This is a genomic window from Nocardioides pollutisoli, assembly GCF_040045055.1.
Lineage (GTDB): Bacteria > Actinomycetota > Actinomycetes > Propionibacteriales > Nocardioidaceae > Nocardioides > Nocardioides tweenelious.
The window spans coordinates 1,931,118-1,949,633 of the sequence record NZ_JBDZDU010000001.1 but is presented as its reverse complement, the minus strand read 5'-3'; the positions used below and the strand labels follow the sequence as shown (position 1 = coordinate 1,949,633).

Annotated in this window: 13 protein-coding genes; 4 read left to right on the top strand and 9 right to left on the bottom strand. The window is 71.3% G+C overall.

From position 1 onward, the window contains the following. The first annotated feature begins 24 nt into the window (after positions 1 to 24). Genes ABLE68_RS09425 through ABLE68_RS09410 form a run of 4 tightly spaced genes read left to right on the top strand, consistent with a single transcriptional unit; the run spans position 25 to position 3,528 of the window. A complete protein-coding gene (locus tag ABLE68_RS09425; protein WP_348873252.1) occupies positions 25 to 723 on the top strand; it encodes a response regulator transcription factor in 699 nt (232 codons plus the stop codon). Beyond that, positions 720 to 2,141 (top strand): sensor histidine kinase, encoded by a 1,422-nt coding sequence (locus tag ABLE68_RS09420; RefSeq protein WP_348871061.1) that lies wholly within the window; start codon positions 720 to 722, stop codon positions 2,139 to 2,141. The genes ABLE68_RS09425 and ABLE68_RS09420 overlap by 4 nt, the downstream gene beginning before the upstream one ends. Continuing rightward, on the top strand, positions 2,138 to 2,683 hold the full coding sequence (locus tag ABLE68_RS09415) for a hypothetical protein (protein WP_348871060.1): 546 nt from the start codon (positions 2,138 to 2,140) through the stop codon (positions 2,681 to 2,683). The genes ABLE68_RS09420 and ABLE68_RS09415 overlap by 4 nt, the downstream gene beginning before the upstream one ends. Beyond that, positions 2,680 to 3,528, top strand: a complete 849-nt coding sequence (locus ABLE68_RS09410) for an acyl-CoA thioesterase domain-containing protein (RefSeq protein ID WP_348871059.1) — start codon at positions 2,680 to 2,682, stop codon at positions 3,526 to 3,528. Before ABLE68_RS09415 ends, ABLE68_RS09410 begins: the two co-directional genes overlap by 4 nt. A gap of 1 nt (position 3,529) precedes the next feature. Here the strand turns inward: ABLE68_RS09410 and zwf are convergent, their stop codons facing one another. From zwf to ABLE68_RS09365, 9 genes are all read right to left on the bottom strand, one after another. Then, positions 3,530 to 4,975 (bottom strand): glucose-6-phosphate dehydrogenase, encoded by a 1,446-nt coding sequence (gene zwf, locus ABLE68_RS09405; protein WP_348871058.1) that lies wholly within the window; start codon positions 4,973 to 4,975, stop codon positions 3,530 to 3,532. Positions 4,976 to 5,010: 35 nt separating this feature from the next. Then, the gene (locus ABLE68_RS09400; protein ID WP_348871057.1) at positions 5,011 to 6,216 is read right to left on the bottom strand and encodes a low temperature requirement protein A; all 1,206 of its coding nucleotides are present in this window, start codon (positions 6,214 to 6,216) and stop codon (positions 5,011 to 5,013) included. Continuing rightward, entirely contained in the window at positions 6,213 to 7,502 is a 1,290-nt protein-coding gene (locus ABLE68_RS09395) for an anthranilate synthase component I family protein (RefSeq protein ID WP_348871056.1), read from the bottom strand. Before ABLE68_RS09395 ends, ABLE68_RS09400 begins: the two co-directional genes overlap by 4 nt. After that, positions 7,502 to 8,068 (bottom strand): anthranilate synthase component II, encoded by a 567-nt coding sequence (locus ABLE68_RS09390; RefSeq protein ID WP_348871055.1) that lies wholly within the window; start codon positions 8,066 to 8,068, stop codon positions 7,502 to 7,504. Before ABLE68_RS09390 ends, ABLE68_RS09395 begins: the two co-directional genes overlap by 1 nt. Before the next feature lie 231 nt (positions 8,069 to 8,299). After that, positions 8,300 to 10,201, bottom strand: a complete 1,902-nt coding sequence (locus ABLE68_RS09385; RefSeq protein ID WP_348871054.1) for an anthranilate synthase family protein — start codon at positions 10,199 to 10,201, stop codon at positions 8,300 to 8,302. A gap of 34 nt (positions 10,202 to 10,235) precedes the next feature. Beyond that, on the bottom strand, positions 10,236 to 11,747 hold the full coding sequence (locus tag ABLE68_RS09380) for a glycoside hydrolase family 5 protein (RefSeq protein ID WP_348871053.1): 1,512 nt from the start codon (positions 11,745 to 11,747) through the stop codon (positions 10,236 to 10,238). A 41-nt stretch (positions 11,748 to 11,788) separates the two neighbouring features. Beyond that, a complete protein-coding gene (locus tag ABLE68_RS09375) occupies positions 11,789 to 13,969 on the bottom strand; it encodes a HelD family protein (protein WP_348871052.1) in 2,181 nt (726 codons plus the stop codon). A gap of 137 nt (positions 13,970 to 14,106) precedes the next feature. After that, positions 14,107 to 14,853, bottom strand: coding sequence for an enoyl-CoA hydratase-related protein (locus ABLE68_RS09370; protein ID WP_348871051.1), 747 nt, complete (start codon positions 14,851 to 14,853; stop codon positions 14,107 to 14,109). Between the two features lie 286 nt (positions 14,854 to 15,139). Beyond that, positions 15,140 to 18,516 (bottom strand): DUF7507 domain-containing protein (locus ABLE68_RS09365; protein ID WP_348871050.1); only part of this gene is annotated, 3,377 nt, incomplete at its 5' end.

Genomic DNA, 18,516 nt, shown 5'->3' with positions numbered 1-18,516 from the left:
TGTCACAGTGGCGGCGTGACGACCATGCCTGCCGCGCCCCGACCCCGCGTCCTCGTCGTCGACGACGACAAGGCCGTGCGCGAGTCGCTGCGTCGCTCGCTGGAGTTCAACGGCTACGACGTCGCCCTGGCCGCCGACGGCGCCGAGGCGCTCGCCGGGATCGCGTCCAAGGCCCCCGACGTGGTCGTGATGGACGTGATGATGCCGCGGCTCGACGGCCTCGAGACGACCCGCGCGCTGCGCAGCGCCGGCAACGACCTGCCGATCCTGGTGCTCACCGCACGCGACGCCGTGGGTGACCGCGTCGAAGGCCTCGACGCCGGCGCCGACGACTACCTCACCAAGCCGTTCGCCCTCCAGGAGCTGCTCGCCCGGCTCCGTGCTCTGCTGCGTCGCGTCGTACCCCGCGAGGACGCCGAGGACGAGGTGCTCAGCTTCGCCGACCTCTCGATGGACATCGCGACCCGCGAGGTCCGCCGCGGAGAGCGGCTGATCGAGCTGACCCGCACCGAGTTCACGCTGCTGGAGATGTTCCTGCGCCGGCCCCGACGCGTGCTCGAGCGCTCCTTCATCCTCGAGGAGGTGTGGGGCTACGACTTCCCCACCACCGCCAACTCGCTCGAGGTCTACGTCGGCTACCTGCGGCGCAAGACCGAGGCCGAGGACGAGGCCCGCCTGATCCACACGGTCCGCGGTGTCGGGTACGTGCTGAAGGAATCGTGACCGCCCTCTCCGTGTCGGATCCGGACGGGCGCTGGCACTACCGCAGGTCCCTCGCGTCCCGGGTCACCATCCTCACCGCCCTCGCCGCGGGAGCGACCGTCGCGCTGATGGCGCTCGGCGCCTACATCACCGTGCGCATGCAGCTCCAGTCGACGCTCGACGACTCCTTGGTGCAGCGGGCGAAGACCACGGCGGCCGACACGCTGTGCACCAACGGCAACACCGCAGTCAACAACGAGTACTTCGGCGCCGCCGCCGTGTGGGTGGCGTGCATCGACTCCAGTGGTCGCGGGATCGTCATCGGCCGGAAGGCGGACGAGCCCCAGAAGCTCCTCGGCGCCCCCGAGATCGCCGTCGCCAAGGGCCAGGAGGACAGCTCGGTCCGCACCGTCAACGGCAACGGCACCCGGTGGCGGGTCGCGGCCGTGCACCGCGACGACGGCACCACGATGGTGATCGCGCAGTCGCTGGACTCCCAGGAGGCCCTGCTCGCGAAGCTCGGCTCCGTGATGCTGCTCTTCGGCCTCGCCGGCGTCATCGGCGCCGGTCTCACCGGGTGGGGCGTCGCACGCAACGGCCTGCGTCCGGTCCGGCGGCTCACCCTCTCCGTCGAGGAGATCGCCCGCACCGAGGACCTAACGCCGCTGCCGGTCGAGGGCGACGACGAGCTCGCCCGCCTGGCGACGGCGTTCAACCAGATGCTCACGGCCCTCGCCGCCTCGCGTGACCGCCAGCGGCAGCTGGTCGCCGACGCCGGCCACGAGCTGCGTACCCCCCTGACCTCGCTGCGCACCAACCTCGACCTGCTCAGCCAGGCGGACGGCGAGGGCGGCGGCGGGCTGCCCCCCGAGGCGCGGGCCGAGCTGCTCGACGACGTGCGCGCCCAGATCGAGGAGCTGACCACGCTGATCGGTGACCTGGTCGAGCTGGCCCGCGACGAACCGCTCACCCACGTGGTCGAGCCGGTCGACCTCGCCGAGCTGGTCGAGCGCGCGGCCGCCCGGGTCCGGCGCCGGGTCGCGGGCATCACGATCGACCTCGAGACCACCCCGTGGTTCGTCATCGGCGAGAGCGCCGGGCTCGAGCGCGCGGTGACCAACCTGCTCGACAACGCCGCCAAGTGGAGCCCCCCGGGCGGCACCGTGACCGTCCGCCTGACCGACGGGACCCTCACCGTCGACGACGAGGGTCCCGGCATCGCCGAGGTCGACCGCCCCCACGTCTTCGACCGCTTCTACCGCTCCCAGGAGTCGCGCGGGATGTCCGGGTCGGGCCTGGGTCTCTCGATCGTCCACCAGGTCGCGGGCCGCCACTCCGGCGGCGTCTCGGTCGGCGACTCCGCCGCCGGCGGCGCCCGGCTGCGGATGTGGCTGCCCGGCTCCTCCTCCCCGGTGCCCGACTGGACCCCGGTCTCGTGAGGGGCCACGCCCTGGCCGCCGTCCTCGCGACGACGGCGCTGCTGGCCGGCTGCTCGGGCGGCTCCGACGGCGACCCCGCACCGGCCGGCGCGAGCGACCCGGCAGCGGTCCAGTGGAGTCCCTGCGACGACCTGACGGCGGCAGGGGTGTCGACGATCGTCGGCGAGGACGTCGTCGAGCAGAACGGCACCGCGGACCAGCCGCGCTGCACGTTCACCCCGAAGCAGAAGGGCGGCGCGGCGTACGACGTCAGCTACCTCTACTACGACGGCGGTCTCGACGCGGCGCTCGACGCGATGGGCACCACCGGCACCCAGCTCAAGCCGGTGGACGTCCCCGGCGCGAAGGCGGCTCGGGTCGCGGTCCGGGCGAAGAAGGACGGCGTCGCCGTCACCGGGTTCGTCGAGACCCAGGGGCTGGTGCAGAGCGTCAACGCCGCCCAGCTCGCGCCGTACGACGAGAGCAACATCACCGACGCCACGACCGCGCTGCTCGCGGAGCTCGCCCGCAAGGCACCGTCGACCGACAGAATGTCCGGGTGACCGACGAGATCGCCTTCTTCACCCACCAGGGCGACACCCTGGTCCCCGCCCCGCTCGCCTGCAGCATGTGGAGCGACGACCAGATGCACGGGGTCGCCCTCAGCGGCGCGCTCGCCCGGGCGGCCGAGGCCTGCCTGGCGACCGCGGGTCGCACCGACCTCCGTCCCGCGCGGTGGACGGTGGACCTCTTCAAGGCCGCCCGGATGATCCCCTGCTCGTTCGCGACCGAGGTCGTCCGCGAGGGCTCGCGGATCTGCCTGGTCGACGTCACGATGACCCAGGAGGGTCGGCGGGTGGCGCGCGCCTCGGCCACCTTCCTCAAGCCGACCGAGGCCGCGCCGGGCGCGGTCTGGAGCCCGGACGAGCACCCGGTGCCGCCGCCGGTCGAGGTGGCCCCGCCGACGACGGAGCCGCGGGTGCCGTTCTTCTACTCCTCCGCCGGCTGGTCGCAGAACTTCACCGAGCACCAGAACGCCGACCAGAAGGCGTCGTGGAACAGCGGCATCCCGGTGGTGGCGAACGAGCCGTTCACCCCGTTCCAGGCCGCCGCGTCGGCGGCCGACGGCGCCAGCATGGTGACCAACTGGGGCAGCAGGGGCGTGGAGTACATCAACACCGACATCGCGCTCACCCTCGCCCGCGAGCCGGTCGGCACCGAGATCGGTCTCCTCGCCACCGACCGGGTGGAGCGCGACGGCATCGCGGTCGGGACGGCCACCATGTTCGACCGCGAGGGCCCGCTGGGCACCGTGATCGTGGCAGCGCTCGCGAACGCGCGGCGCACGGTCGACATGTCGCACGTGGAGTACACCGACAACGGCGACCGACGGCGTACCGACGGGTGAGCTACTCCCCCGTGCTGTTGGCGTCGCGCCAGGACCGCTCGAACGGCAGCCGCCACGCGTGCGGAGCGATCAGCTGGTGGATCGCGTTGGGTCCCCAGCTGCCCGGCGAGTAGGCACGCACCGGCGGCGGGGTGTCGAGCAGCGGCGCCGACTTCTCCCACAGCGTCTCGATGCCGTCGGCCGTCGTGAAGAGCGTGTGGTCACCGCGGATGGCGTCGTAGATCAACCGCTCGTAGGCCTCGAGCACCGCAGCCGACGAGCTGGTGTCGTGGGTCGCGAACTGCATCGAGAGCTTCTCGAGCTTCATGCCCGGGCCGGGACGCTTGCCGTAGAACGACAGCGACATCTTCGACTGGTCGGCCAGGTCGAAGGTCAGGTGGTCGGGGCCCTGGGTCCCGGCGTTGGAGCCCGCCGGGAACATCGTCAGCGGGGGCTCCTTGAACGCGATCGAGATGATCCGCGCACCCTCCGCGAGCTTCTTGCCGGTGCGGAGGAAGAACGGCACGCCGGCCCAGCGCCAGTTGTCGATCTCGACCTTGAGCGCGACGAAGGTCTCGGTGTCGGAGTCGTCGGCGGTGTCGTGGTGCTGTCGGTAGCCGCTGTACTGGCCCCGGACGACGTTGTGCGGCTCGATCGGCCGCATCGAGCGGAAGACCTTGTTCTTCTCGTCGCTGATCGGCCCCGGCGCCAGCGACGTCGGCGGTTCCATCGCCATGAACGCGAGCACCTGCATCAGGTGGGTGACGACCATGTCGCGGTAGGCGCCGGTCGACTCGTAGAACTTGGTGCGGTCCTCGAGGCCGAGCGTCTCGGGGACGTCGATCTGGACGTGGTCGATGAAGTTGCGGTTCCAGATCGGCTCGAAGAGCCCGTTGGCGAAGCGGAAGGCCAGGATGTTCTGGGCCGCCTCCTTGCCGAGGAAGTGGTCGATCCGGAAGATCTGGCTCTCGTCGAAGACCTCGTGGAGCCTCGCGTTGAGCTTCTTCGCGGTCTTCAGGTCGGTGCCGAACGGCTTCTCCATGATGATCCGCGAGCGCTCGACGAGGTGTGCCTCGTCGAGCTGGCGCACGACGTCGAGCGCGGCCTTCGGCGGCACGCTGAGGTAGTGGAGGAAGCGCACGTCGCGCCGCTCCGCGCCGAGGTCGGACCACGCCTCACGCACGGCGAGCGCCAGCGCGTCGGGACCGGCCGACTGCGGCACGTAGCAGAGCATCTTGGCGAACGGCTCCCACCGCTCGTCCGTGACCGGCTTGTGCCCGAACTCGTCGCAGGACGTCCGGGCGATCTTGATGAAGGTCTCGTCGTCGAGGTCCTCGAGGGACGTGCCGACGATGCGGGTGTCCTCGAGCAGACCGGCCTCCCACAGGCGCAGCAGCCCGGGCAGCAGCTTGCGGCGTGCGAGGTCTCCCGTCGCGCCGAACAACACGATGACGTGAGGTTGCTCCATGACATCGAGGGTAGACCCGCGGTGTGACCGCGGCATTACGCCGGGGCGACGTCTCTGCGGGACGTGCGGTCGTGGGCGACGAGCACCCCGAAGATGCCCGCGGCCAGCAGCCAGACGGCGCGCTGGTCGTCGAGGTCCGGGAGCAGCGCCACGAGCGCTCCCGCGACGAGCATCGGGACCCCGACGCAGGCCGCGACGACGTAGGCGGTGCGGGCGAGATGGATGCCGGCCGACAGGACCGCGTAGCCGACGTACGCCGCGACGACGAGCAGCCGCACGTGGTCGCTCATCTGCTCGCTCGGGGCCGCGACCACCCCGCCGAGGACGGCCGCGACCGTGGCGAGCGCGAGGGTCGCGACCAGGTGGGCGGGCCACGAGAGCCGGGGCGACAGCCCCTGCTCGGGGAGCAGCGCGATCCCGGCGTAGCCCCACCGCACGGCGGCGGCCCAGAACCCGAACATCAGCGCGAAGGCGCCGGCGCCGGTCACCGCGAGCGCCCGGTTCCACTCCGCCTCGCTGGCGCCGTCGATGATCTGGACCAGGCCCTCGCCGATGACGATGAGCACGAAGAGGCCGAGGCGCTCGGTGAGGTGGGGGACGTCGGTCTCGGCAGCCTCGATGGTCGTCGGGATCTCGCGGTCGCCGTGGTCGCGGTCGTGGCGCGGGTTGTGCGGCCGGCCGCTGCGGGCCTCGAGCATCCGGTCGAGCCGGGCCTGGGTGTCGGCGAGCAGCCGGTCGCGGTTCGTGGTCAGCAGCATGAGGAGGTCGAGCGCCAGGCCGACCGCCCACAGGGTGTACTGCGCGGTGCCCTCGAACCACCACGACACGATCCACGGGACCACCCCGAACGACGTCTGGATGATCGGCAGGTCGACGACCACGGTGGCGCGCCGCCAGGGCCGGGCGACGACGAACCGGCCGACGACGTACGCCACCGCGAACGCCGTCGCGTGCTCGCCGCGGATCTCGGGGACGGCTGCGATCATCACGCCCAACGCGGACATCCCGACGAGGATCACCGCCACGAAGGTCGTGTCGGCGTTGAGGTTGCTGTAGGTCGTGAAGCAGGCCCAGATCATCCAGATCGCGGTGAACGCGATGACGTAGACGGCCAGGCCGCTGTCGCTGTCGTCGACCTCGAGCAGGTGGGCGAGCATGCCGATGCCGGCGACCGCGACCAGGTCGAAGAAGAGCTCCAGCCAGGACGCGTGGCGCTCCTCGTGGGTCTCGGTGGTGCTCACGGGGCCATCCTGCCCAAGGCCGCGCGCAGCCGCTCGGCCTTCCACCCCGACTCCGCCCACTCGCTCGCGGCGTCGGAGTGCACGGTGATGCCGCCGCCGGTGCCGAGCCGGTAGGTCCCGTCGCCGCTGGTGGTCAGGCTGCGGATGACGACCCCGAGGTCGGCCCGGCCGTCCGCGGAGATCCAGCCGAAGGCACCGGCGTACGCGCCCCGAGGGCTGGCCTCGACCTCCTCGATGACCTGCATGGTGCGCAGCTTGGGCGCGCCGGTCATCGAGCCGGCCGGGAAGAGCGCCCGCAGGGTCTCGATCGTCGTGACGTCCTCGCGCAGGCGGCCGCGGACGGTGCTCACCAGCTGGTGCACGGTCTCGTAGGACTCGACCTCCATGAGCACCGGCACCTCGACCGTCCCGGGGTCGCAGACCATCGAGAGGTCGTTGCGCAGGAGGTCGACGATCATCAGGTTCTCAGCGCGGAACCGCGGGTCGCTGCGCAGCTGCTCCCGGGCCGCGTCGTCCTCGGCCGCCGTCGCGCCGCGCGGGGTGGTGCCCTTGATCGGCTTGGTCTCGAGGGTGCGGTCGGCGGTGACCAGCGCGTAGCGCTCCGGGCTGCTGCTGAGCAGCCAGCCCCGCGCACCGTCCAGGTCGTGCTGCAGGAACCCGGCGTACGGCGCGGGGTTGAGCTCGCGCAGCCGCAGGTACGTCGTCACCGGGTCCTGCTCGCTCGCCTCCTCCAGCCGGTAGGTCAGGTTGACCTCGTAGGAGTTGCCCGCGTGCAGGTGCTCCTGGACGCGGTCGAAGGCGTGGGCGTACTCCGGTGGTTGAGGAGGTTGCGCAGCAACCGTCTCGAAACCCCCGGTGCCGGTGCGCTGCGGGGGTCTCGAGACAGGCGCTAGCGCGCCTTCCTCAACCACCGGCGGGTGGTCGAAGAGCCGCACGTTCCGCGACCGCATCCACACGGCATCGGGTACGTCGGCGCCGACCGCGGCTGGCAGGTCGGGCCGGCACGCGTAGCCGAGGTAGCCGAACCACTGGTCGTCGGGCGACCCGGCAGCGAGCTCCGCCGCGAGCGCTTCGAAGACGTCGTCGCCCACCACCTCGCAGCGACCGCCGACGTGGCGGGTGACGGTCCGGGTGGCGGCGTCGTACGACAGCGAGACGTCGTCCTCCTCCAGCCAGCCGACCAGCGAGCGTCGGCCGGACCACTCGCGGGCACCGCCGCCGTCGAGCCAGAAGCAGCGCGGGTGCTCGGCGGCGACCGCGCGGAAGAAGTCGACCGGGTCGTCCATCAGAGCCCCAGGAAGTTCGCGACCAGGGCGGCGCCGTGCGTGGACAGGATCGACTCGGGGTGGAACTGCACGCCCTCGAGCGGCAGCGTCCGGTGCCGCACCCCCATCACCACCCCGTCCTCCGAGGTCGCGGTGACCTCCAGGGACGACGGCACGGTCACCGCCGCGAGCGAGTGGTAGCGGACGGCGGTCAGCGGCGAGGGCACCCCCGCGAAGACGCCACGGCCGTCGTGCTCGACGGTCGCGACCTCGCCGTGGGCGGGGCGGACGCGGTCGACGCTCCCGCCGTACGCCGTCACCAGGCCCTGCATGCCGAGGCAGACGCCGAGCACCGGCCTGGTCGCGCGGCGCAGCACCTCACGGCCGACCGAGAAGTCGGCGGCGGAGTCCGGGTGGCCGGGTCCCGGGGAGAGCACGACGTGGTCGTGGGCCAGGACCTCGTCCGCGCCGACCTCGTCGTGCTGGACGACGGTCGGCAGCACCCCGGTGACCTGGGCGACCAGGTGGACGAGGTTCCACGTGTAGGAGTCGTGGTGGTCGACGACGACGACGTCCGGTGCGGCCACGACCACAACCTAGTGCCGACGTTGGTTGAGGAGGTTGCGCAGCAACCGTCTCGAAACCACCGCTTCGCCTCGCAGGATCCGGTGCTCCTGGCTTCGCCACGTGCACCGGGCTCGGAAATAGCGGAGGGCCCGATGAAGCTGGGGGGCAGTCTTCACCGGGCCCATGAAGCGGGCTTCCGCTAGGTGTATCGAGGAAGAGACTACTCGCCCCGAACTCGGGTTGTCCTCGGGTTAGGTGAGAAGCTCGGCAACGATCTCGTGAACAAGGTCGTAACCGTGCTCGGTGAGGATCGATTCAGCGTGGAACTGGATCCCCCGGTAGTGCGGACCGCGGACCAGGTGGATGTCACCGGTCTGGACATCTGCCTCGATCTCGACCCCGGTCGGGGCCTCGGATCCGGCGTCGAGACGGCCCACGAACGTGTTGTAGAAACCGACGCGTTCGGTGCGTCCGGAGATGCCGACCGGCGACTGCGTGCCCTGGAAGACGATGTCCTTGTAGGTCAGCGGGATGCCGAGGTGGTGGCACAGCGCCTGGTGCCCGAGGCAGACCGCGAGGAACGGCCGCTCCGCGGCCATCAGCTCGGCGACCGCCGCGCGCAGCTGGGCCATCTTCGGGTCGGCACCGTCGCGCGGGTCACCGGGACCGGGGCCGACGATGACCAGGTCGAAGCCGTCGAGGACACCGGGGGCGTAGTCCTCGTGCCGGACCACCTCGCTGGTCATGCCGAGCACCCCGAGCACGTGGCGCAGCATGTTCACGAAGTCGTCCTCGCCGTCGAGGATCACCACGGACTTGCCGGCCAGTCGCGGGTCGGGCGCAGAGCCGCCCTGGTCGGTCAGCCAGAAGCGCGACAGCCGCTGGTTGCGGGCGTTGAGCGCGAGCAGCACGTCCTCGTCGCTGACCAGCTCCGTCAGGTTGACCGACGGCACCGGAGCCGGCGGCACCAGGCCGAAGGCGCTGAGGATCCCGCCCGCCTTGGCGTGCGTCTCCGCCACCTCGTACGCCGGGTCCGAGTCGCGGACCAGCGTCGCGCCGGCCGTGACGGTGAGCCGGCCGTCGAGTCCGACGTCGGCGGAGCGGATCACGATCGGGCTGTCGACGACCGGGCCACCCGCCGCGTCGCGACCGAGGATCGCCAGCGCGGCCCCGTAGTAGCCGCGCCCGACGGACTCGTACTGCTTGATCAGCCGGCACGCGTTCTCGACGGGAGAGCCGGTGACGGTGGCGGCGTACATCGTGTCCCGCAGCACCTCGCGGGGGTCGCGGCTGGTGCGGCCGGCGAGGAGGTACTCCGTGTGGACGAGGCGGCTCATCGGCTTGAGGAAGGGGCCGAGCACCTGGCCACCCTCGTTGCAGATGTCGCACATCATCTTCAGCTCTTCGTCGACGACCATGAAGAGCTCGTAGATCTCCTTCTCGTCGTGGAGGAAGTCGAGGAGCTGGGCCTTGGTGTCGCCCTCGCTCGGGATCCGGAAGGTGCCGCTGATCGGGTTCATCCGGACGTCGCCGTCGTGGATGGTCACGTGCCGCTCGGGGCTGGCGCCGACCAGGTAGCGGTCGCCGGTGAAGAAGACGTAGGTCCAGTAGGCCCCGCGCTCGCGCTCGAGCAGCCGCTTGAAGACGGTCAGCGCCTTGTCGGGACCCCAGTCGGCGACCTGGGCGCGGTAGTGGCGCCCGATGACCAGGTTGGCGCCCTCGCCCTGCCCGATCTCGTCGGTGATGATCGCCGCGACCAGCTTGGCGTACTCGTCGTCGTCGGTCTCGAAGCCGCCGCGGTCGGTGAACTCGATGCCGGTGTCGTCGATCGCGTCGATCACCTCGGCGACCGAGAACTCCAGCTCGGACTCGATGTCGACGACCACCAGCGGGGTGCCGTCGTCGTGGGCCTCGAAGCCGCGCTCGCGCACCTGGCGGAAGGGGATCGCCACCAGCCGGTCGGCGATGTGCCCCTCCTCGGGCACCCCGTCCTCGAGAGGTACGTCGAGGATCGACTCGACCTCGTGCCGCCGGCCACCGATCAGGCCGACCGTGTCGCGGTCGCCGGCCCGCGTCGAGCGCCGGATGATCGCCCACGCCTCGTGCCCCTGGAGCGCGTCGATCGCGGCCCGGACATCGGTCGTGGAAGTCATGCGCAGACTCTAGTTCTCACCGAGTCCGCGCAGCTCAGCCGATCCGCAGGCTGAACTTCCTCTCGACGCAGCCGCGGAGGACCACGTTGCCGTGGTCGACGCGGGTGTGGATGCGGTGGATGCCGGTCGAGCGCACCGTCTGCTCGGCCCAGACCCCGGGCACGAAGACCCGCAGGGAGCAGCGCTTCGCGAGCTTCTCGCGCTGTCCGACCAGGACCAGGGTGCCGGTCCGGCCGTCGGAGTCGAGCCGCGTGGTCGTGCCCGGCACGGCCCGGGGCAGCGGGCGGCTCAGCACCCCCGTGTACGCCGGGTCCGGGGCGACCGCGGTCTCGTCGGGGCACAGGTAGCGCACGAGGCTCTGCGAGATCGGGCCGGGCTGGCCGCCGGGCGCACCGATCACGTGCGGGTTGCCGCAGGCCTGCTTCCAGGACCACCACGCCCCGCCGTACCCGTGGTCGTCCTCGGCCGCACCGAAGCGGTCCATCCGGTCGGCGTCGTCGGCCGGGTCGGCGGAGAAGTAGCCCCACTCGCCGATCCAGAGCGGCACGCCCTGCGCCTTCGCCGCCTTGGCGGCCGCAGCGAACCCGTCCGCGATCGAGATGGACCCGAAGGTCTCGGCGTAGACGTGCGGCGCGAAGGCGACCTGCTTGTCGGCCGTGAAGTCGGGGGGCGGAGTTCCGCCGCTGCCGAAGGCCGACCAGGTGACGCTCGGCTCGTAGAACGCGATGTGGTGGAACCCGCCCGCGCGGGTCTCGGCCTTCCGGATCGCCGTGATCGTGCGGTCGTAGAACTTCCCGAGCGAGTCGGCGGGACCGAAGCCCGGCTCGTTGAGGAGGTCGTACCCGGCCACCGCGGTTTCGTCGGCGAAGTCGCCGGCGAGCCTGCCCCACACCTTCACGAGCTCGGTCTGGATGCCCTGGGTGTTGGCGTAGAAGTTCTTCCACGCCTGCTGGACCGCCGGGGCGAGCTCGCGCTCCATGCCGGGCCTGCGGCAGGTGGTCGCGCCGTCGGTGATCGTCGCCCAGGCGGGCGCACCGTCCCAGCCGTTCGCGGGTGAGGAGCCCTCCGGGCAGTCGACCCCGTCGGGGGTGTTCACCGCGATGCCCCAGGCGTCCTGGTGCATGTCGATGACCGTGTAGAGACCCTGCGCGGCCGCGCCGGCGACGGCGGCGCGGATCTCGTCGACGTACGCCGTGTCGTAGGCGCCGCGGGTCGGCTCGAGCCTCGACCAGCTGACGACCAGCCGGACCGAGTTGAAGCCGAGCGCGGCGATCTGCTCGAAGTCGTCGCTCCCGATCGGGACGTTGGACTCGAAGTCGGGGTTGGGCTGGTAGTACTCCCCCAGGCCCATGACGTTGACGCCGTTGAGCAGCACCCGGGCGCCGTCCGCGTTGCGGATCGCGGCCGCCTTGCCCGTCGTGACGTGCAGGCGGGACAGCGCCGGCGGGGTCGGCGAGGTCGGCCCGTCGGTCGGGCCGGCCTCGGCCGGGACCGGGGCGACGAGGAGCCCGGCGACGAGCAGGACCAGGGTGGCGACGACACGCATGGGCCGGACCCTAGCCGCCGACGGGGCCGGGCGAGACCGAATCAGGAGAGCGTCGTGAGGAGCTGCGTCGCGCGGGTGAGCACGACGTAGAGCGTGGCCCGGCCGGTCGCGGACTCGTCCTCGATCTCCTGCGGCCGGACGACCACGATGCCGTCGAACTCGAGGCCCTTGGTGTCGAGACCCGTGAGCACGACGATCCGGTCCTCGCCCGACGGCGTGACCGACGAGTCGACCGCCGCTCGCGCCCCGGAGGCGTCCTCGGCGAACTCCGGCCAGGACGCCAACCAGGCGTTGACCTCGGAGCGGCGGGCGACCGGCACCACGATGCCGACCGTGCCCTGGACCTCGCCCGCGATCTCGGCGACCGCCTCACGCGTGGCGGCCTCGAGGTCGACGACGCCGGTGCGCTCGACCGGGTGGATCCCGGTGGAGCGGACGGCGACCGGGAGGTCGGCGTCGAGGCCGACCCGGTCGGCGTACGCCCGGGCGTGGTCGTAGATCTCCGAGGAGTTGCGGTAGTTGGTCGAGAGGTGGAACTCGTGGACGTCCTTGCCCTCGAGCGCGTCGGCCCGCGCGGCCGCGGACTCGGCCGGCACCGGCCAGGACGACTGCGCCGGGTCACCGACGATCGTCCACGAGGCGGTCCGACCCCGACGGCCGACCATCCGCCATTGCATCGGCGTCAGGTCCTGCGCCTCGTCGATGAGGATGTGGGCGTAGTGGTCGTCCTCGATGCGGTGCGTCGGCGGCGCCCACGCGCGCCCGGTCGGGGCGTACTCGCGGTCGGCGGCGGTGAAGAGCTCCTGCATGTCCACGCCGCCCTCGAGAAGCCCGGAGTCGTCGAGCGCCCGCTCGTCGTCGGTGCGCGCCGGGACGTCGCCGAGCGAGTAGCGCAGCTCGTCGAGCAGCGGGATGTCCTGCACCGACAGGTCGGTCGCGTTGCCCCACGACTTCGTGAGCAGCCGCTGCTCCTCGGCGGTGACGACGCCGTCGCCGACACGGGCCAGGAACTCCGGCTCGCGCAGCCAGCCGAACACCTCGACGGCGTCGAGCGGCGGCCACCAGGCGACCGCGAAGTCCAGGAAGGACTGGTTGGACAGCATCTCGTCGTTGAACGCCTCGCGGCCGCGGTCGCGCCCGCGCTCGCCGCGGACATGGCGCCACATCGCGTCGAGCAGCGTGTTGGCGACCCGGGGCAGCTGGCGGTTGCGGCGGCCCTGCGACATCAGGTTGCGACGGATCGCGCCGAGCTGGCCGCGGTCGAGCACGATCGTGTCGTCGCGCCAGAAGATCCGGAAGGACGTCGGGCTGCCGGGCGCCTGCTGGCGCGCCGTACGCCGCATCAGCTCGGCGATCCGGGCCGAACCCTTCACGTCGGCGACGGCCGGCTCGTCGTGACGGGTGGCCCGCTGGCCGTCGACGACCTCACCGAGCGACCGCAGCGCGATCGCGGTCTCGCCGAGGCTCGGCAGCACCCGCTCGATGTAGCGCATGAAGACCCCGCTCGGACCGACGATCAGGACGCCACCGCCCTCGTAGCGGCGGCGGTCGGTGTAGAGCAGGTAGGCCGCACGGTGCAGGGCGACCACGGTCTTGCCGGTGCCGGGTCCGCCGGAGATCGCGACCACACCCTTGCCGGGTGCGCGGATCGCCTTGTCCTGCTCGGCCTGGATGGTCGCGACGATGGAGTGCATGGAGCGGTCGCGAGCGCGGGAGAGCTGGGCGATGAGCGCGCCCTCACCCACGATCGGCAGGTCGGTCTCGGCCTCGGCGTCGAGCAGCTCGTCCTCGACGCCCACGACCGTCGGGCCGACGCTGCGCAGCACGCGACGGCGTACGACGCGGTGCGGCTCGGCGGCCGTCGCCTGGTAGAACACGGCAGCGGCAGGAGCACGCCAGTCGATGAGCAGAGAGTCGCGCTCGGCGTTGCGCAGGCCGATCCGGCCGACGTAGCGCGGCGCCGGGTCGAGCTCGGGCTGCATGTCGAGGCGGCCGAAGACGAGCCCCTCGTGGGCGGCGTCGAGCTGGGCGATCCGGCGGGCCGCCTGGAACACCATCGCGTCGCGCTCGACCAGTCCACCCTCGTGGCCCAGCCGGCCTCGGCTGTGACCCTCCCGGGCCAGCTCCTGGGCGGCCTTCGCGGACTCGCCGAGCTGGAGGTACACCCGGTCCACGAATGCCTGCTCAGCGGCGATCTCGCGCTCGACCAGCTCTTCGGACAACGCCCGTCTTCCCCTCGCGTGTACTTCCCCCGGCTCTGAATCCGGCGAGTCGACAAGCCTACCTGCTGCCTCGGGCGTCTCGGGCAGGGTTTACGGGAGCGTTACGTCCGGAGTGACGACCGTCCCACCGCGCGCGGTTACTTCTTGCGGGAGAGGAACGCCGTCATCGCCTCGCGGGCGGCGTCGGAGGCGAACATCCGGGCGCTGAAGGCCGCGAGCTCCTCGCCGTGGCCGTCGAGCTCGGCGAGCAGCTGCCGGTTGAGGATCCGCTTGGACTCACGCAGGCCCTGAGGTGCGCCGGTGGCGAGGGACGCGCAGACCCGCTCGACCTCCGCCTCGACCTCGTCCGCGGGGAGCACCGTGGTGATCAGGCCGTACGCCGCCGCCTCGGCGCCACCGAACACCTCACCGGTCAGGGTGACCAACGAGGCGGCCCGCGGACCCATCCGGTGGAAGACCGGGACCGAGATGATCGCGGCGGCCAGCCCGAGCTTGACCTCGGTGAGGGCGAAGTTGGCGTCCTCGGAGGCGATCACGATGTCGGACGACGCCACGATGCCGATGCCGCCGGCGCGGACCGGACCGGTCAGCCGGACCACGACCGGCTTGCCCAGCGCGATGATCGCCCGCTGGACGGCGACCATCCGGCGACCGCCCTCCTCCATCCCGACGGTGTTGGCCTCGGAGAGGTCAGCGCCGGAGCAGAAGACCCGGTCGGCGGACTGGAGCCGGACCGCCAGCACCGCGTCGTCGGTGTCTGCCTGCTCGAGCCGGTCCATCAGCTCGGAGACCAGCTGCTGCGACAGCGCGTTGCGGTTGTGCGGCGAGTCCAGGGTGATCGTCGCGACCGGACCGGCGACGTCGTAGTGAACGAGTTCGGGCATGCGGCTGATCTTGCCGCACGGGTGCATCTCGTGCCCGGCGGCATCGCGAGCGGGATCTCGCGCCGATCTGGCAAGGCGGAGGTGCGAAGGCGGGCCGGAGGCCCGTCGAGTCGCCGACAACGCCGCCAGATCGGATGCGAGGTCACGCGTAGCGGGCGTCCGGGCACGAGATGTGCCCGGACGCCCGAACCCGATCTCGATACGCCCGTCGCGCCCTCCTGCGTCGGACGCGGGGCTACTCGATCTGGCGCCCGGATCTCCCCCGCGCAAGCGCGGGGGAGGGCGCTCAGAACTTCAGGTGGACCGTCCGGACCTTCCCACCGATGCGGAGCTTGGCCGTCTTGAGCGACTTCGCTCCCAGGACGTTCTTGCCCAGCTTGGTCTTCTTCATCTTGACGACCACCTGGTGGCCCGCCTTGATCTTGTAGGTGGCCCGGGCGAGCAGGGCCCCCTTCTTGACCACGTGCCCGTTGATCCGCTGGGTCTTGGCCGCCGTCAGGACGGCCTGGCCCCGGCACGATCCGACGCCGCTGCCGCACGACACGGAGGCGGAAGCCTGGGCGGAGTGGAGCGTCACCGTCGCGGCGGCCGCAGCAGCGACCGGCGAGACCTGGATGGTGGCGCTGTCACTGTTGTCGCCGGTCGTGGACTCCGGGGTCGAGGTGGTCACGGTCGCGGTGTTGACGATCGTGCCGCCCTGAGCGCCCTTCTCCGTCCGGTTGGACAGGCAGAGCAGGTAGAGCCGTGCGTTCAGCGGGCCGGCCGTCGGGTTGTAGAGCTGGAAGGCCCGGGTGATCGGCCGCGGGTCGTTGCCGAGCATGACCAGACCGGGGTCGATGTCGTAGCCGGCCACGATGCCCTTGGCGTCCTCGGCGCAGGTCAGCTGGACCTCCATGGTCTGGCCGGCGGGCACGGTCACCGTCTTGCGGACCTCGTCGAGGCCCAGCGCGTGGGTGTGTCCGTCCGTCTGGCTGACCAGGTTGTCGAGGCACCGCAGGGTGAACGTGCCCGACGTGGCGCCACCGGAGTTGATCACCCGGAAGTCCCAGCCGAGGCTGTCGTTCGGGTAGGACGTCACCATCGGGGCGATCCCGTCCAGCTCGTAGCCGGGCTGGATCGGGGTCTGACCGGCGGCGCACTGCAGGCTGACGACGGTGATCCCGCTCGGGAGCGCGACCGTCTGGGTCTGCAGGTTGCCGACCACCAGGTGGTGGCTGTGGTTGTTGACGACCTCGCTGTCGGACTTTACGCAGACCGCGAAGACCTTGCCCGTGGAGTGACCGGTCGTGCTGTTGACGAAGGTCGCCTTCCAGGCGTTGTTGCCGACGACGTGGTTCTGGATCATGTGGACGTCCGCGAGCGAGCCGGTGCCCTGGTCGACGTGGTCGACGCGGCCGGAGCCGTCGGTCACGACGTAGCCGTCCATGCAGGTGGCCGTACCACTCATGGTCTGCCCGGCCTGCATGTCGACCTGGACCTCGGTCTTCTGCACGTCGAACAGGTGCTGGTGGTCCGAGCCCACGACCGGCAGCGGGTCGACCTTCACCCGGACGGAGAAGTCCCGGGTGGCGCCGGCCGGCACGGTGCCGATCTCGCAGCGGACGACCGACCCGGTGCGGGTGCAGGCCGCGTCGGCGGACACGAACGTCACCCCGGTCGGAAGGGCGTCGACGATGACGACGTCCTTCGCGTCCGCCGCACCGGTGTTGGTCACCGTGAGCGTGTAGGTGACGGTGTCACCCACGTGCGGGTTGGGGTTGTCGACGGCCTTGTGGACCTTGATGTTCGTGACGCTCGGCTGGACCGGCGTGTGGGTCGAGTCGGTGTCGGTGACGGGCGGGCCGCTCGGCGGCGTACCGCTGGCGGTCGCCGTGTTGTCGACCTTGCCGGCACTCACGTCGGCCGCCGTGACGACGTAGACGACGTTGGTGCAGTCGAAGGACTCGTCCGGCTGGAGGCCACCGGTCGGGCAGGTGACCGGCCCGACCTTCGGGTCGCTCACCGTCACCGGGTTGAGCTTGACGTTGCCGACGTTGGTGACGTGGAAGGAGTAGGTGATCGTGTCACCGGCGTCCGGTCCGTTGCCGTCGGTGTCGACGAGCGCACCGGCGGTCTTCACCAGCTGGATGGCGCCGGTGGCCGGCAGGTCGACCGTGCGGCTGTCGTCGTCGGTGACCGCAGGACCGGTCGGCGGCGTGCCGTGCACGGTCGCGGTGTTGACGACCGAGCCGCTGTCGATGTCGGCCTGGGTCAGCGGGTAGGTGCGCGGGTCGCACATGACCGACGCACCCGGCGCCAGCGGCGTGGTCGGGCAGGACACCGGACCGACCTTCGGGTCCGTGACGTCGATGTGGGTCAGCGTCACGTTGCCGGTGTTGGTCACCTTGAACGTGTACGTGACCGTGTCGCCGTCGTCGAGGCCGTTGCCGTTGACGTCGTGGACCGCGCTGGCCGACTTCACCAGGTCGATGCTCGCGTGCTGCGAGACCGGCGTGTGGGTCGAGTCGGTGTCGGTGACGGGCGAGCCGGTCGGCGGCGTGCCGCTGGCGGTCGCCGTGTTGTCGACCTTGCCGGCGTCGACGTCGGCCTGGGTCAGGACGTACGCCGCGGCGGTGCAGGTCACGGAGGCACCCGGGGCCAGCTGGTTCGGCGAGCAGGTCACGGTGCCGACCTTGCCGTCGGTCACCGATACCGGGTTGAGCGTGACGTTGCCGGTGTTGGTCACCTTGAACGTGTAGGTGATCGTGTCACCGGCGTCGTCGCCGTTGCCGTCGGTGTCGTGGATCGCGCCGGCGGTCTTCACCAGGGCGATCGACGGGGTCGCCGCGATCGGGGTGCTGGTGCTGTCGTCGTCGGTCACCTTGGTGCCCGACGGCGCGGTGCCGGTCGCGGTCGCGGTGTTGTCGACCTTGCCGGCGTTGACGTCTGCCTGGGTCAGGACGTACGCCGCCGCCGTGCACGTCTTGGACGCGCCGGGTGCAAGTGCGCCGCTCGGGCAGGTGACCGGGCCGACCTTCGCGTCGGCGACCGTCACCGGGTTGAGCGTGACGTTGCCGGTGTTCGTCACCTTGAACGAGTAGGTGATCGTGTCGCCGGCGTCCGGGCCGTTGCTGTCCACGTCCGTGATCGCACCGGCGGTCTTGTCGAGGTGGATCGACGGGTTGGCCGGGATCGGGGTGTTGGTGGAGCTCGGGTCGGTCACGTTCGGGCCGCTCGGCGGCGTACCGGTCGCGGTGGCGGTGTTCTGCACCTTGCCGGCGTCGACGTTGGCCTGGGTCAGCGTGTAGACGATCGCGGTGCAGGTCATCGACTCGGCCGGGACCAGCGTCGTCTTCGGGCAGGTGACCGACGAGAACATCGGGTCCGTGACGGTGACCGCGGTCAGCGTGACGGTGCCGATGTTGGTCACCTTGAAGCCGTAGGTGACCTTGTCACCCTCGTCCGCGCCGTTGGTGTCGACGTCGCTGATCGCGCTCGCGGTCTTCACCAGGTCGATGGCCGCGGTGCCCTGCAGGGCGGTCGTGGTCGAGTCGGTGTCGGTGACCGGCGAACCGGTCGGCGGGGTGCCGGTCGTGGTCGCGGTGTTCTGCACCTTGCCGGCGTTCACGTCGGCCTGGACCAGCGTGTAGGTCTTGCCCGTGCAGGTCATCGACTCACCCGGGA